Source organism: Mycobacterium tuberculosis H37Rv (assembly GCF_000195955.2).
Taxonomy (GTDB): Bacteria; Actinomycetota; Actinomycetes; order Mycobacteriales; family Mycobacteriaceae; genus Mycobacterium; species Mycobacterium tuberculosis.
On record NC_000962.3, the window covers coordinates 2,023,436 to 2,038,766 of the forward strand.

Genomic DNA, 15,331 nt, shown 5'->3' on the forward strand with positions numbered 1-15,331 from the left:
GGCCAAACCGATCAGCTCCAGCGTAGCGGCAAGTTCTTAAGCGCGAAGGACTTGGACGGGAACCGTATTTCGGGCGCGTAGTCCGGCGCGAGCTCGAAGTCGGGAATTTGATTCAGCCACTCGCCCACCAGCAGGGTGAGCTCTAAACGGGCTAGATGCGAACCCAGGCAACGGTGTGGACCGCCGCCAAATCCCCAGTGCCGGTGCACCTTTCCATCCATCACCAACTCGTCGGTGGACATCGCGTCGCTGCCGTCGCGGTTGACTGCGGCCATGCATAACCGCACTGGTGACCCCGCAGGCAGTGTCATGCCGCCGACGGTGACGGGCTCGGTGGTAACTCGCGGCGCCACCGGCGCCGATGGCTCCAGCCGGACGATCTCTTCGATGAAAACCCTGATCTGCTTGGGATTGTCGCGCAGCATGGCGCGCAGCTGTGGTCTGCGGGCGAGCTCGAGCAGCGAAAAGCCTACCGCTGCCGTCACGGTGTCCAGTCCCGCCAGTATCAGGAGGTGGCTCAAACCCAAAACCTCGATCTCGCTCAACGGGTCCTCGCCGATCTGCACTTGCGACAAGACGTCCGGCCCTGGGTTTCGCCGGCGTTCGGCGACCATGGCCGTGAGATACTCGAGCAGCTCGCGCGCCGCAGCGACATCGGCTTCGGTCGGGTGAGGTCGATCCGACATGGCGATGACGGCGTCTTTCCAGCCGATCAGACGGTCACGGTCTTCGAGCGGCAGGCCGTACAGGACGAGAAACAACTGAAACGGAAACAGATTCGCGAGATCGGCCATCGCCTCGCACTCGCCCCGGCCTGCGATGGCGTCGATCATAGCGACAGTGTGACGGCGCAGCGACGGTAGCGCCTTGCTCAAAGCGGCCGGGCTGAAGTATGGCTGCAGGATCCTGCGGTATCGGGTGTGCTCGGGCGGGTCGAACGCGAGCGGAACCACCGGCAGCGGATTTCCCGGAGGTTGCAGCGCTTTCCGCGACGAGAAAACCTTCGGATTCCGCAGCGCCGCGAGCACATCTTCGCGGCGCGTCAGGTAGTACCAGCCGTTCATGAACACCACGGGCCCCGCGTCGCGGAGGGTCTTCCAGCCGACACCCCGGTCAACGGCCATCGGTAACGTCGAATATTCGAGCCGCGGTAGATAAAACGAGCCGGCGTGGTCCTCGCCGGGGGTGGTCATGCGCTCAAGTCTTTCGTGTCTCCGTTCTTGTCGCAGGTCGCAGACGTAGCCAAGCGGTGCCGACCTAGCCAATATCGCACGTGGGCGTGCACCCACCATTGTGGTGTCGAGCGCATCTGGGGGCTCAGCGGCTAATCTTCGAAGCGAACTGTCCGGTCCAAGCTGGCGTGTGCTTTGGGCGGTAAAGGGAGGAAATCCCGTGAAAGTCCGTCTCGATCCATCGAGATGCGTGGGTCATGCGCAGTGCTATGCCGTCGATCCGGACCTGTTCCCGATCGACGACTCGGGCAACTCGATCCTGGCAGAGCACGAGGTGCGGCCCGAGGACATGCAGCTGACCAGAGACGGTGTGGCCGCTTGCCCCGAAATGGCGCTCATCCTCGAGGAGGACGACGCGGACTGACGATTCCGGGTCATACCACAAAATTAACGCTGGCCAAACGATCGTTTACGAGGAATGAATATTTGGCGTCATCGGCGCTGGAGGCCGGTATTGCAATCTAATGTGTTTTCTATGCAACAGTTGCGCAGCGACGCCGTTATCGACTAGCGGTGCTATATTCGGCGCCTTTTCGATGCCGAGCGCGCGTCTCGTTGGCCACGTTTGGTGGCAATGCTCATCAGGGCTCATCCGGATCGCCAACGCGATCGTGTGTGGAGAGGGAGGACTGGTTGGACTTCGGGGCGTTACCGCCGGAGATCAATTCGGGCCGTATGTATTGCGGTCCGGGGTCGGGGCCGATGCTGGCTGCGGCCGCGGCCTGGGACGGGGTGGCCGTGGAGTTGGGGTTGGCTGCGACCGGTTATGCGTCGGTGATAGCCGAGCTGACCGGTGCGCCGTGGGTGGGTGCGGCGTCGTTGTCGATGGTGGCGGCGGCCACGCCGTATGTGGCCTGGCTGAGCCAAGCCGCGGCGCGGGCCGAGCAGGCGGGGATGCAGGCCGCGGCGGCCGCGGCGGCTTATGAGGCCGCTTTTGTGATGACGGTGCCGCCGCCGGTGATTACGGCGAATCGGGTTTTGGTGATGACGCTGATTGCGACCAATTTTTTCGGTCAGAACTCGGCGGCGATCGCGGTCGCTGAGGCGCAGTACGCCGAAATGTGGGCGCAAGACGCCGTTGCTATGTATGGCTATGCGGCTGCGTCGGCGAGCGCGTCGCGGTTGATTCCGTTCGCGGCGCCGCCGAAGACCACCAACTCCGCTGGGGTGGTCGCACAGGTGGCTGCGGTCGCGGCGATGCCTGGACTGCTGCAACGACTTTCGTCGGCTGCATCGGTCAGCTGGTCGAATCCCAATGATTGGTGGCTCGTGCGGTTGCTGGGCTCGATTACCCCCACGGAAAGGACGACGATCGTTCGTTTGCTCGGTCAGTCGTACTTCGCGACGGGCATGGCGCAGTTCTTCGCCTCGATCGCACAGCAGCTGACCTTCGGCCCAGGGGGCACAACGGCTGGCTCCGGCGGAGCCTGGTACCCAACGCCGCAATTCGCCGGCCTGGGTGCAAGCCGGGCGGTGTCGGCGAGTTTGGCGCGGGCCAACAAGATTGGGGCTCTGTCGGTTCCGCCGAGCTGGGTCAAAACGACTGCACTGACCGAAAGCCCGGTCGCCCACGCGGTGAGCGCCAACCCTACCGTCGGTTCGTCACACGGACCGCATGGCCTGCTCCGCGGACTGCCGCTAGGGTCGCGGATCACTCGGCGTAGCGGCGCCTTTGCCCACCGATATGGGTTCCGTCACAGTGTGGTTGCCCGCCCGCCATCGGCCGGATAACGCCATGACCTCAGCTCGGCAGAAATGACAATGCTCCCAAAGGCGTGAGCACCCGAAGACAACTAAGCAGGAGATCGCATGTCGTTTGTGACTACCCAACCAGAAGCACTGGCGGCGGCGGCCGGCAGTCTGCAGGGAATCGGCTCCGCATTGAACGCCCAGAATGCGGCTGCGGCGACTCCCACGACGGGGGTGGTCCCGGCGGCCGCCGATGAAGTGTCGGCGCTGACGGCGGCTCAGTTCGCGGCACACGCCCAGATCTATCAGGCCGTCAGCGCCCAGGCCGCGGCGATTCACGAGATGTTCGTCAACACTCTACAGATGAGCTCAGGGTCGTATGCTGCTACCGAGGCCGCCAACGCGGCCGCGGCCGGCTAGAGGAGTCACTGCGATGGATTTTGGGGCGTTGCCGCCGGAGGTCAATTCGGTGCGGATGTATGCCGGTCCTGGCTCGGCACCAATGGTCGCTGCGGCGTCGGCCTGGAACGGGTTGGCCGCGGAGCTGAGTTCGGCGGCCACCGGTTATGAGACGGTGATCACTCAGCTCAGCAGTGAGGGGTGGCTAGGTCCGGCGTCAGCGGCGATGGCCGAGGCAGTTGCGCCGTATGTGGCGTGGATGAGTGCCGCTGCGGCGCAAGCCGAGCAGGCGGCCACACAGGCCAGGGCCGCCGCGGCCGCTTTTGAGGCGGCGTTTGCCGCGACGGTGCCTCCGCCGTTGATCGCGGCCAACCGGGCTTCGTTGATGCAGCTGATCTCGACGAATGTCTTTGGTCAGAACACCTCGGCGATCGCGGCCGCCGAAGCTCAGTACGGCGAGATGTGGGCCCAAGACTCCGCGGCGATGTATGCCTACGCGGGCAGTTCGGCGAGCGCCTCGGCGGTCACGCCGTTTAGCACGCCGCCGCAGATTGCCAACCCGACCGCTCAGGGTACGCAGGCCGCGGCCGTGGCCACCGCCGCCGGTACCGCCCAGTCGACGCTGACGGAGATGATCACCGGGCTACCCAACGCGCTGCAAAGCCTCACCTCACCTCTGTTGCAGTCGTCTAACGGTCCGCTGTCGTGGCTGTGGCAGATCTTGTTCGGCACGCCCAATTTCCCCACCTCAATTTCGGCACTGCTGACCGACCTGCAGCCCTACGCGAGCTTCTTCTATAACACCGAGGGCCTGCCGTACTTCAGCATCGGCATGGGCAACAACTTCATTCAGTCGGCCAAGACCCTGGGATTGATCGGCTCGGCGGCACCGGCTGCGGTCGCGGCTGCTGGGGATGCCGCCAAGGGCTTGCCTGGACTGGGCGGGATGCTCGGTGGCGGGCCGGTGGCGGCGGGTCTGGGCAATGCGGCTTCGGTTGGCAAGCTGTCGGTGCCGCCGGTGTGGAGTGGACCGTTGCCCGGGTCGGTGACTCCGGGGGCTGCTCCGCTACCGGTGAGTACGGTCAGTGCCGCCCCGGAGGCGGCGCCCGGAAGCCTGTTGGGCGGCCTGCCGCTAGCTGGTGCGGGCGGGGCCGGCGCGGGTCCACGCTACGGATTCCGTCCCACCGTCATGGCTCGCCCACCCTTCGCCGGATAGTCGCTGCCGCAACGTATTAACGCGCCGGCCTCGGCTGGTGTGGTCCGCTGCGGGTGGCAATTGGTCGGCGCCGAGATCTCGGTGGGTTATTTGCGGTGGGATTTTTTCCCGAAGCCGGGTTCAGCACCGGATTTCCTAACGGTCCCGCGACTCAACGGCACCGCGCCGTCAGCAAGTTCCGGTGGTGTTGATCGCGGTATCCATGCAGGTGGTGATGGCGCGGCGAGACTGGTCGTGTGCGCTGAAGCACAGGGTACTTGGCGGTTGTGGCTCCCGGGATGTAGCTGGCCGCCCAACGTCCCGCAGCGTCGGGGTCAGCGGCGGAGCAGCACGGCGATTTAGCCTCACAACCGAGCAGCTAGCTCGCGTTTCCCAGCGGCTCAATCCCCGTCGAGCCATTGAAAGGCACCTCAGATGTCGTTTGCGACTCCGCAACCGGAGAAAGGGTTCGGAATGGACTTCGGGGCGTTACCGCCGGAGATCAATTCGGGCCGTATGTATTGCGGTCCGGGGTCGGGGCCGATGCTGGCTGCGGCCGCGGCCTGGGACGGGGTGGCCGTGGAGTTGGGGTTGGCTGCGACCGGTTATGCGTCGGTGATAGCCGAGCTGACCGGTGCGCCGTGGGTGGGTGCGGCGTCGTTGTCGATGGTGGCGGCGGCCACGCCGTATGTGGCCTGGCTGAGCCAAGCCGCGGCGCGGGCCGAGCAGGCGGGGATGCAGGCCGCGGCGGCCGCGGCGGCTTATGAGGCCGCTTTTGTGATGACGGTGCCGCCGCCGGTGATTACGGCGAATCGGGTTTTGGTGATGACGCTGATTGCGACCAATTTTTTCGGTCAGAACTCGGCGGCGATCGCGGTCGCTGAGGCGCAGTACGCCGAAATGTGGGCGCAAGACGCCGTTGCTATGTATGGCTATGCGGCTGCGTCGGCGAGCGCGTCGCGGTTGATTCCGTTCGCGGCGCCGCCGAAGACCACCAACTCCGCTGGGGTGGTCGCACAGGCGGTTGCGTCGGTCAGCTGGCCGAATCCCAATGATTGGTGGCTCGTGCGGTTGCTGGGCTCGATTACCCCCACGGAAAGGACGACGATCGTTCGTTTGCTCGGTCAGTCGTACTTGGCGACGGGCATGGCGCGGTTTCTTACCTCGATCGCACAGCAGCTGACCTTCGGCCCAGGGGGCACAACGGCTGGCTCCGGCGGAGCCTGGTACCCAACGCCACAATTCGCCGGCCTGGGTGCAGGCCCGGCGGTGTCGGCGAGTTTGGCGCGGGCGGAGCCGGTCGGGAGGTTGTCGGTGCCGCCAAGTTGGGCCGTCGCGGCTCCGGCCTTCGCGGAGAAGCCTGAGGCGGGCACGCCGATGTCCGTCATCGGCGAAGCGTCCAGCTGCGGTCAGGGAGGCCTGCTTCGAGGCATACCGCTGGCGAGAGCGGGGCGGCGTACGGGCGCCTTCGCTCACCGATACGGGTTCCGCCACAGCGTGATTACCCGGTCTCCGTCGGCGGGATAGCTTTCGATCCGGTCTGCGCGGCCGCCGGAAATGCTGCAGATAGCGATCGACCGCGCCGGTCGGTAAACGCCGCACACGGCACTATCAATGCGCACGGCGGGCGTTGATGCCAAATTGACCGTCCCGACGGGGCTTTATCTGCGGCAAGATTTCATCCCCAGCCCGGTCGGTGGGCCGATAAATACGCTGGTCAGCGCGACTCTTCCGGCTGAATTCGATGCTCTGGGCGCCCGCTCGACGCCGAGTATCTCGAGTGGGCCGCAAACCCGGTCAAACGCTGTTACTGTGGCGTTACCACAGGTGAATTTGCGGTGCCAACTGGTGAACACTTGCGAACGGGTGGCATCGAAATCAACTTGTTGCGTTGCAGTGATCTACTCTCTTGCAGAGAGCCGTTGCTGGGATTAATTGGGAGAGGAAGACAGCATGTCGTTCGTGACCACACAGCCGGAAGCCCTGGCAGCTGCGGCGGCGAACCTACAGGGTATTGGCACGACAATGAACGCCCAGAACGCGGCCGCGGCTGCTCCAACCACCGGAGTAGTGCCCGCAGCCGCCGATGAAGTATCAGCGCTGACCGCGGCTCAGTTTGCTGCGCACGCGCAGATGTACCAAACGGTCAGCGCCCAGGCCGCGGCCATTCACGAAATGTTCGTGAACACGCTGGTGGCCAGTTCTGGCTCATACGCGGCCACCGAGGCGGCCAACGCAGCCGCTGCCGGCTGAACGGGCTCGCACGAACCTGCTGAAGGAGAGGGGGAACATCCGGAGTTCTCGGGTCAGGGGTTGCGCCAGCGCCCAGCCGATTCAGCTATCGGCGTCCATAACAGCAGACGATCTAGGCATTCAGTACTAAGGAGACAGGCAACATGGCCTCACGTTTTATGACGGATCCGCATGCGATGCGGGACATGGCGGGCCGTTTTGAGGTGCACGCCCAGACGGTGGAGGACGAGGCTCGCCGGATGTGGGCGTCCGCGCAAAACATTTCCGGTGCGGGCTGGAGTGGCATGGCCGAGGCGACCTCGCTAGACACCATGACCTAGATGAATCAGGCGTTTCGCAACATCGTGAACATGCTGCACGGGGTGCGTGACGGGCTGGTTCGCGACGCCAACAACTACGAACAGCAAGAGCAGGCCTCCCAGCAGATCCTGAGCAGCTAGCGCCGAAAGCCACAGCTGCGTACGCTTTCTCACATTAGGAGAACACCAATATGACGATTAATTACCAGTTCGGGGACGTCGACGCTCATGGCGCCATGATCCGCGCTCAGGCGGCGTCGCTTGAGGCGGAGCATCAGGCCATCGTTCGTGATGTGTTGGCCGCGGGTGACTTTTGGGGCGGCGCCGGTTCGGTGGCTTGCCAGGAGTTCATTACCCAGTTGGGCCGTAACTTCCAGGTGATCTACGAGCAGGCCAACGCCCACGGGCAGAAGGTGCAGGCTGCCGGCAACAACATGGCGCAAACCGACAGCGCCGTCGGCTCCAGCTGGGCCTAAAACTGAACTTCAGTCGCGGCAGCACACCAACCAGCCGGTGTGCTGCTGTGTCCTGCAGTTAACTAGCACTCGACCGCTGAGGTAGCGATGGATCAACAGAGTACCCGCACCGACATCACCGTCAACGTCGACGGCTTCTGGATGCTTCAGGCGCTACTGGATATCCGCCACGTTGCGCCTGAGTTACGTTGCCGGCCGTACGTCTCCACCGATTCCAATGACTGGCTAAACGAGCACCCGGGGATGGCGGTCATGCGCGAGCAGGGCATTGTCGTCAACGACGCGGTCAACGAACAGGTCGCTGCCCGGATGAAGGTGCTTGCCGCACCTGATCTTGAAGTCGTCGCCCTGCTGTCACGCGGCAAGTTGCTGTACGGGGTCATAGACGACGAGAACCAGCCGCCGGGTTCGCGTGACATCCCTGACAATGAGTTCCGGGTGGTGTTGGCCCGGCGAGGCCAGCACTGGGTGTCGGCGGTACGGGTTGGCAATGACATCACCGTCGATGACGTGACGGTCTCGGATAGCGCCTCGATCGCCGCACTGGTAATGGACGGTCTGGAGTCGATTCACCACGCCGACCCAGCCGCGATCAACGCGGTCAACGTGCCAATGGAGGAGATGCTAGAGGCAACGAAGTCGTGGCAGGAATCGGGGTTTAACGTCTTCTCCGGCGGAGATCTGCGCCGAATGGGCATCAGTGCCGCGACGGTGGCCGCGCTGGGGCAGGCGTTGTCGGATCCCGCGGCCGAGGTCGCAGTGTATGCGCGACAGTACCGAGACGACGCCAAGGGCCCCAGCGCCTCGGTGTTGTCGCTGAAAGACGGCTCCGGTGGACGCATCGCGCTGTATCAGCAGGCGCGAACGGCAGGTTCCGGCGAGGCGTGGCTGGCTATCTGCCCGGCTACCCCGCAGTTGGTGCAAGTAGGAGTGAAGACCGTTTTGGATACACTGCCCTACGGCGAGTGGAAAACACACAGCAGAGTATGACGCCAGGGCGTGAAACCCGAAGTACAACAACAAATTTGAGCATCAGATACAACCCAGATACGTACAGGGCAAATTGCTCTAGAATCGACTGCAATACTGCAAGGCAAGGTCAACCACAACGATTTGGTCGCGAGGCAAGGCAAATGAAATCGGAGTTAGTCGAGCCGCAGCTCCCGGTGGGCTACCGCGCCTCGGTGCCTACACCGACGGAGCTCCCCGCGCCACTGAAGCCACGGTGTAACACGTTTGCCATGGCAGGGGGTACAGGACGATGACCGCAGTAGCTGACGCACCTCAGGCTGACATTGAGGGTGTGGCATCGCCCCAGGCTGTCGTCGTGGGCGTCATGGCCGGCGAAGGCGTCCAGATCGGCGTCCTGCTGGATGCCAACGCCCCAGTTTCGGTGATGACCGACCCGCTGCTGAAAGTGGTTAATAGTCGGCTCAGAGAGCTCGGTGAGGCTCCACTGGAAGCCACTGGACGCGGCCGATGGGCGCTGTGTCTGGTGGACGGCGCGCCGTTGCGTGCTACCCAGTCGCTGACCGAACAAGACGTCTATGACGGCGACCGGCTGTGGATTCGGTTCATCGCAGACACCGAACGTCGCTCCCAAGTCATCGAACATATCTCCACCGCAGTCGCCTCGGATCTCAGCAAGCGGTTCGCCAGGATCGACCCGATCGTTGCTGTGCAGGTCGGGGCGTCGATGGTGGCGACCGGGGTTGTTCTTGCCACCGGGGTGCTCGGCTGGTGGCGCTGGCATCACAACACCTGGTTGACCACCATCTACACCGCGGTGATTGGTGTGCTGGTGCTGGCGGTCGCCATGTTGCTGTTGATGCGTGCCAAGACGGACGCGGATCGACGCGTCGCCGACATCATGCTGATGAGCGCGATCATGCCCGTGACGGTGGCGGCGGCAGCGGCCCCGCCCGGCCCGGTGGGCTCCCCGCAGGCCGTGTTGGGCTTCGGAGTGCTGACCGTCGCTGCGGCCCTGGCCCTGCGGTTCACCGGTCGCCGCCTGGGGATTTACACCACAATCGTCATCATCGGTGCGCTGACAATGCTTGCAGCCTTGGCGCGGATGGTCGCGGCCACAAGCGCGGTGACGCTGTTGTCGTCCTTGTTGTTGATTTGCGTAGTGGCCTACCACGCGGCGCCGGCACTGTCTCGGCGGCTGGCCGGCATCCGACTGCCGGTGTTCCCGTCCGCCACCAGCCGGTGGGTCTTCGAGGCTCGGCCCGACCTACCGACCACCGTGGTGGTGTCCGGTGGCAGCGCACCGGTCTTGGAAGGGCCGTCATCGGTGCGTGATGTGCTGCTGCAAGCTGAGCGCGCTCGGTCGTTCTTGAGCGGCCTGCTAACGGGACTTGGCGTGATGGTGGTGGTGTGCATGACATCGTTGTGCGACCCGCACACCGGGCAACGTTGGCTGCCGCTGATACTGGCCGGATTTACCTCGGGCTTCCTGCTGTTGCGGGGCCGCTCCTACGTCGACCGTTGGCAGTCGATTACCCTGGCCGGAACTGCGGTGATCATCGCTGCTGCGGTGTGTGTGCGGTACGCGCTGGAATTGTCCTCGCCGTTGGCTGTGTCCATTGTCGCCGCGATCCTGGTGCTGCTGCCGGCGGCGGGCATGGCAGCTGCTGCACATGTGCCCCACACCATCTACAGTCCGCTATTCCGCAAGTTTGTGGAATGGATTGAATACCTCTGCCTGATGCCGATCTTCCCGCTGGCGTTGTGGTTGATGAACGTCTATGCAGCGATTCGGTACCGGTAGCAGCAGGTCGTGGTGTGGTCGCGCGGGTACCGCGACCATTGCCGCAGTCTTGCTAGCTTCGGGCGCGCTGACCGGCCTTCCGCCAGCGTATGCAATTTCGCCTCCGACGATCGATCCGGGCGCGCTGCCACCCGACGGGCCGCCCGGACCGCTGGCGCCCATGAAGCAGAACGCCTACTGCACCGAGGTCGGGGTCTTGCCCGGCACCGACTTTCAGCTGCAGCCAAAATATATGGAGATGCTGAACCTGAACGAGGCTTGGCAGTTCGGCCGCGGCGACGGTGTGAAGGTCGCTGTCATCGACACGGGTGTGACTCCACATCCCCGGTTGCCGCGTCTGATCCCTGGCGGCGACTACGTGATGGCCGGTGGCGACGGTCTGTCGGACTGCGACGCCCACGGCACCCTGGTGGCGTCGATGATCGCGGCGGTTCCGGCGAACGGGGCGGTACCGCTGCCGTCGGTACCGCGCAGGCCGGTCACCATTCCCACGACCGAAACGCCGCCGCCGCCACAGACGGTGACCCTTTCACCGGTACCGCCGCAGACCGTGACCGTGATTCCGGCTCCACCTCCCGAGGAAGGAGTTCCGCCGGGCGCACCGGTGCCAGGACCGGAGCCGCCGCCGGCTCCTGGTCCACAGCCGCCGGCCGTGGACCGCGGTGGCGGCACGGTGACAGTACCCAGCTACTCCGGGGGCCGCAAGATAGCCCCGATCGACAACCCGCGTAATCCGCACCCGAGTGCGCCATCGCCAGCGCTGGGACCACCGCCGGACGCGTTCAGTGGGATCGCCCCCGGTGTCGAGATAATCTCCATCCGCCAGTCAAGCCAGGCCTTCGGCCTTAAGGACCCTTACACTGGGGACGAAGACCCGCAGACGGCGCAAAAGATCGACAACGTCGAGACAATGGCGCGCGCGATCGTGCATGCTGCCAACATGGGTGCTTCGGTGATCAATATCTCCGATGTGATGTGCATGAGTGCTCGTAATGTCATCGACCAGCGTGCACTGGGTGCCGCGGTGCACTACGCCGCGGTCGACAAGGACGCGGTCATCGTGGCTGCAGCGGGCGACGGCAGCAAGAAGGACTGTAAGCAGAACCCGATTTTTGATCCCTTGCAGCCCGACGATCCACGCGCTTGGAACGCGGTCACCACGGTGGTGACACCCTCGTGGTTCCACGACTACGTCCTGACGGTCGGAGCGGTTGACGCCAACGGTCAACCGCTCAGCAAAATGAGTATCGCGGGACCCTGGGTCTCCATTTCGGCGCCGGGAACCGACGTCGTCGGACTCTCGCCCCGTGACGACGGCCTGATCAATGCGATTGACGGCCCGGATAATTCGTTGCTGGTTCCGGCTGGCACCAGTTTTTCCGCCGCGATCGTGTCCGGGGTGGCTGCGCTGGTACGTGCTAAGTTCCCCGAATTGTCGGCGTACCAAATCATCAATCGGCTGATTCATACCGCCCGGCCACCCGCTCGCGGCGTCGACAACCAGGTCGGCTACGGTGTGGTCGACCCAGTGGCAGCACTGACTTGGGATGTGCCCAAAGGCCCGGCCGAGCCGCCCAAGCAGCTGTCAGCGCCGTTGGTGGTGCCGCAGCCGCCCGCCCCCCGCGATATGGTGCCGATATGGGTGGCCGCCGGGGGATTGGCCGGGGCACTATTGATAGGCGGTGCGGTGTTCGGTACCGCGACCTTGATGCGGCGATCACGGAAGCAGCAATGAAGGCTCAGCGCAGCTTCGGGTTGGCGTTGTCGTGGCCGCGGGTGACCGCGGTGTTTCTGGTGGATGTCCTGATCTTGGCGGTGGCCAGTCATTGCCCGGATTCCTGGCAGGCCGATCATCATGTGGCGTGGTGGGTCGGCGTCGGCGTGGCGGCCGTAGTGACGTTACTGTCGGTGGTCAGTTACCACGGCATCACGGTGATTTCGGGTTTGGCGACGTGGGTGCGGGATTGGTCGGCGGATCCGGGCACGACACTGGGTGCGGGGTGCACTCCGGCAATCGACCACCAGCGCCGTTTTGGGCGTGACACGGTAGGGGTGCGTGAGTATAACGGCCGGCTGGTCTCGGTGATCGAGGTCACCTGCGGTGAGAGCGGCCCGTCGGGTCGGCATTGGCACCGGAAATCGCCGGTACCCATGTTGCCGGTGGTCGCGGTCGCCGATGGTTTGCGCCAGTTCGACATTCACCTCGATGGCATCGACATCGTGTCGGTGCTGGTGCGGGGCGGGGTTGATGCTGCTAAAGCTTCGGCCTCGCTGCAGGAGTGGGAGCCGCAGGGCTGGAAATCCGAAGAACGAGCCGGTGATCGCACTGTCGCCGATCGGCGCCGCACCTGGTTGGTGTTACGGATGAATCCGCAGCGAAATGTGGCTGCGGTGGCGTGTCGTGACTCGTTGGCGTCGACGCTGGTGGCAGCCACCGAGCGGTTGGTCCAGGATCTGGATGGGCAAAGTTGTGCGGCCCGGCCGGTGACGGCCGATGAGCTGACCGAGGTCGACAGCGCCGTGTTGGCTGACTTGGAACCGACATGGAGTCGCCCCGGTTGGCGTCACCTCAAGCATTTCAATGGTTATGCGACCAGTTTTTGGGTTACGCCGTCAGACATCACGTCGGAGACCTTGGATGAGCTGTGTCTGCCAGATAGCCCCGAAGTCGGGACGACCGTGGTCACGGTGCGTCTGACCACTCGGGTCGGGTCGCCCGCGCTATCGGCATGGGTGCGTTATCACAGCGACACGCGCCTGCCCAAGGAGGTAGCGGCCGGACTCAACCGGCTCACCGGTCGCCAGTTGGCCGCGGTGCGTGCCAGCCTGCCGGCCCCGACGCACCGTCCACTCCTGGTCATCCCCAGTCGGAACCTGCGTGACCACGACGAGCTCGTGCTGCCGGTGGGCCAGGAACTCGAGCACGCGACAAGCTCGTTTGTGGGGCAATGACACGCCCGCAGGCCGCCGCCGAAGATGCCCGCAACGCCATGGTCGCCGGTCTGCTGGCATCGGGGATCTCCGTCAATGGACTGCAGCCCAGCCATAACCCGCAGGTGGCCGCCCAAATGTTCACCACGGCGACCAGGCTGGATCCCAAGATGTGTGATGCCTGGCTGGCTCGGCTGCTGGCCGGCGACCAGAGCATCGAAGTGCTCGCCGGCGCATGGGCTGCGGTGCGGACTTTCGGCTGGGAAACCCGCCGCCTCGGCGTGACGGATCTGCAGTTCCGCCCCGAGGTGTCCGACGGGCTATTCCTGCGACTGGCGATTACCAGCGTAGATTCGCTGGCCTGCGCTTACGCGGCGGTCCTCGCCGAGGCCAAGCGTTACCAGGAGGCGGCAGAGCTGCTCGACGCCACCGATCCTCGCCATCCGTTCGACGCCGAGCTGGTGAGTTACGTGCGGGGCGTGCTGTACTTCCGCACCAAACGCTGGCCTGACGTTCTTGCGCAGTTCCCCGAGGCAACGCAGTGGCGTCACCCCGAGCTAAAGGCCGCGGGGGCGGCGATGGCCACCACGGCGCTGGCGTCGCTCGGGGTGTTCGAAGAGGCCTTTCGGCGCGCTCAGGAAGCAATCGAAGGTGACCGGGTGCCGGGCGCGGCTAACATCGCCTTGTACACCCAAGGCATGTGCCTGCGGCACGTCGGCCGTGAGGAGGAAGCTGTCGAACTCCTGCGCCGCGTGTATTCGCGCGATGCGAAGTTCACCCCGGCCCGCGAGGCGCTGGATAACCCCAACTTTCGGCTGATCCTCACCGACCCGGAAACGATTGAGGCGCGCACAGATCCGTGGGATCCGGACAGTGCGCCAACCCGCGCTCAGACCGAGGCCGCCCGCCATGCCGAGATGGCCGCGAAGTACTTGGCCGAAGGGGATGCCGAGCTCAACGCGATGCTTGGCATGGAGCAGGCCAAGAAGGAGATCAAGCTCATCAAGTCGACGACGAAGGTGAATTTAGCGCGTGCCAAGATGGGGCTTCCGGTCCCGGTTACGTCGCGCCACACCTTGTTGCTCGGGCCGCCCGGTACCGGGAAGACTTCGGTCGCAAGGGCTTTCACCAAGCAGCTGTGCGGGTTGACAGTGCTGCGCAAGCCGCTGGTGGTGGAGACCAGCCGCACCAAGCTGTTGGGCCGGTACATGGCCGACGCCGAGAAGAACACCGAGGAGATGCTCGAAGGGGCGTTGGGCGGTGCGGTCTTCTTTGACGAGATGCACACTCTGCATGAGAAGGGCTACTCCCAGGGCGACCCGTACGGTAACGCGATCATCAACACGCTGCTGTTGTACATGGAAAATCACCGTGACGAGCTGGTGGTGTTTGGTGCGGGTTACGCCAAAGCGATGGAGAAAATGCTCGAGGTGAATCAGGGTCTGCGCCGGCGCTTTTCGACGGTGATCGAGTTCTTCAGCTACACCCCGCAGGAGCTGATCGCACTGACCCAGCTGATGGGTCGGGAGAACGAAGACGTGATCACTGAGGAAGAGTCTCAAGTGTTGTTGCCGTCGTATACCAAGTTCTACATGGAGCAGAGCTACTCCGAGGACGGCGACCTGATCCGCGGGATCGATCTGTTGGGCAATGCCGGCTTTGTGCGCAACGTGGTGGAGAAGGCCCGCGACCACCGTAGTTTCCGTTTGGACGATGAGGATCTCGACGCCGTACTGGCCAGCGATCTCACCGAATTCAGCGAGGATCAGCTGCGCCGATTCAAGGAGTTGACTCGCGAGGACCTGGCCGAAGGGCTGCGCGCTGCGGTCGCGGAGAAGAAGACGAAGTAGGCACTCTTTTCGTCGGTGTCACTGGCTACTTTGACCTGAACAGTCGGCGGTGGGTGAGTGGTCTGTGGTTGGCGAATGAGGCGGGGCGGGGCGGAGACTGGTCCAGATGGTGTCCGTGCACGCGGGGGAGGGTGTGGTGTTCAGCCGCTCAGGGCGGGGTACGTGCCGTCTCAATCCGTGCTGTGTCCAAATTGTTTACAATTAACGGTGGTGCCACACCTTAAATTCCAAATG

At 64.2% G+C, this 15,331-nt stretch carries 13 protein-coding genes and 1 pseudogene; 13 read left to right on the top strand and 1 reads right to left on the bottom strand.

Annotation, left to right across the window (positions count from 1 at the left end):
- Window positions 1–11 precede the first annotated feature (11 nt).
- Window positions 12–1,193, bottom strand: coding sequence for a cytochrome P450 Cyp143 (gene cyp143 / locus Rv1785c; protein ID NP_216301.1), 1,182 nt, complete (start codon window positions 1,191–1,193; stop codon window positions 12–14).
- A gap of 199 nt (window positions 1,194–1,392) precedes the next feature.
- Between cyp143 and Rv1786 the strand changes: the two genes are divergently transcribed.
- The 13 genes and pseudogenes from Rv1786 (at window position 1,393) to eccA5 (ending at window position 15,097) form a co-directional block, all read left to right on the top strand.
- A complete protein-coding gene (locus Rv1786; RefSeq protein ID NP_216302.1) occupies window positions 1,393–1,596 on the top strand; it encodes a ferredoxin in 204 nt (67 codons plus the stop codon).
- Window positions 1,597–1,865: 269 nt separating this feature from the next.
- Window positions 1,866–2,963 carry a PPE family protein PPE25 gene (PPE25, locus tag Rv1787; RefSeq protein YP_177833.1) on the top strand — a complete coding sequence of 366 codons (1,098 nt, stop codon included), beginning with the start codon at window positions 1,866–1,868 and terminating at the stop codon, window positions 2,961–2,963.
- A 78-nt stretch (window positions 2,964–3,041) separates the two neighbouring features.
- Window positions 3,042–3,341, top strand: coding sequence for a PE family protein PE18 (gene PE18 / locus Rv1788; RefSeq protein ID YP_177834.1), 300 nt, complete (start codon window positions 3,042–3,044; stop codon window positions 3,339–3,341).
- A gap of 13 nt (window positions 3,342–3,354) precedes the next feature.
- Window positions 3,355–4,536, top strand: coding sequence for a PPE family protein PPE26 (gene PPE26 / locus Rv1789; protein ID YP_177835.1), 1,182 nt, complete (start codon window positions 3,355–3,357; stop codon window positions 4,534–4,536).
- A gap of 453 nt (window positions 4,537–4,989) precedes the next feature.
- A complete protein-coding gene (gene PPE27 / locus Rv1790) occupies window positions 4,990–6,042 on the top strand; it encodes a PPE family protein PPE27 (RefSeq protein YP_177836.1) in 1,053 nt (350 codons plus the stop codon).
- Between the two features lie 426 nt (window positions 6,043–6,468).
- Window positions 6,469–6,768 carry a PE family protein PE19 gene (gene PE19, locus Rv1791; RefSeq protein YP_177837.1) on the top strand — a complete coding sequence of 100 codons (300 nt, stop codon included), beginning with the start codon at window positions 6,469–6,471 and terminating at the stop codon, window positions 6,766–6,768.
- 143 nt (window positions 6,769–6,911) lie between these two features.
- Window positions 6,912–7,208, top strand: a pseudogene (gene esxM / locus Rv1792).
- A 50-nt stretch (window positions 7,209–7,258) separates the two neighbouring features.
- Complete coding sequence (gene esxN, locus Rv1793; RefSeq protein ID YP_177838.1) at window positions 7,259–7,543, top strand: ESAT-6 like protein EsxN; 285 nt, start codon at window positions 7,259–7,261, stop codon at window positions 7,541–7,543.
- 87 nt (window positions 7,544–7,630) lie between these two features.
- A complete protein-coding gene (locus Rv1794; RefSeq protein ID NP_216310.1) occupies window positions 7,631–8,533 on the top strand; it encodes a hypothetical protein in 903 nt (300 codons plus the stop codon).
- 271 nt (window positions 8,534–8,804) lie between these two features.
- Window positions 8,805–10,316 carry an ESX-5 type VII secretion system protein EccD gene (gene eccD5, locus Rv1795; RefSeq protein ID NP_216311.1) on the top strand — a complete coding sequence of 504 codons (1,512 nt, stop codon included), beginning with the start codon at window positions 8,805–8,807 and terminating at the stop codon, window positions 10,314–10,316.
- Window positions 10,294–12,051, top strand: coding sequence for a membrane-anchored mycosin MycP (gene mycP5, locus Rv1796; RefSeq protein NP_216312.1), 1,758 nt, complete (start codon window positions 10,294–10,296; stop codon window positions 12,049–12,051). The genes eccD5 and mycP5 overlap by 23 nt, the downstream gene beginning before the upstream one ends.
- Window positions 12,048–13,268: an ESX-5 type VII secretion system protein EccE gene (gene eccE5, locus Rv1797; protein ID NP_216313.1), complete on the top strand. Its 1,221-nt coding sequence runs from the start codon at window positions 12,048–12,050 to the stop codon at window positions 13,266–13,268. Before mycP5 ends, eccE5 begins: the two co-directional genes overlap by 4 nt.
- Window positions 13,265–15,097 carry an ESX-5 type VII secretion system protein EccA gene (gene eccA5, locus Rv1798; protein ID NP_216314.1) on the top strand — a complete coding sequence of 611 codons (1,833 nt, stop codon included), beginning with the start codon at window positions 13,265–13,267 and terminating at the stop codon, window positions 15,095–15,097. Before eccE5 ends, eccA5 begins: the two co-directional genes overlap by 4 nt.
- Window positions 15,098–15,331: the final 234 nt, after the last annotated feature.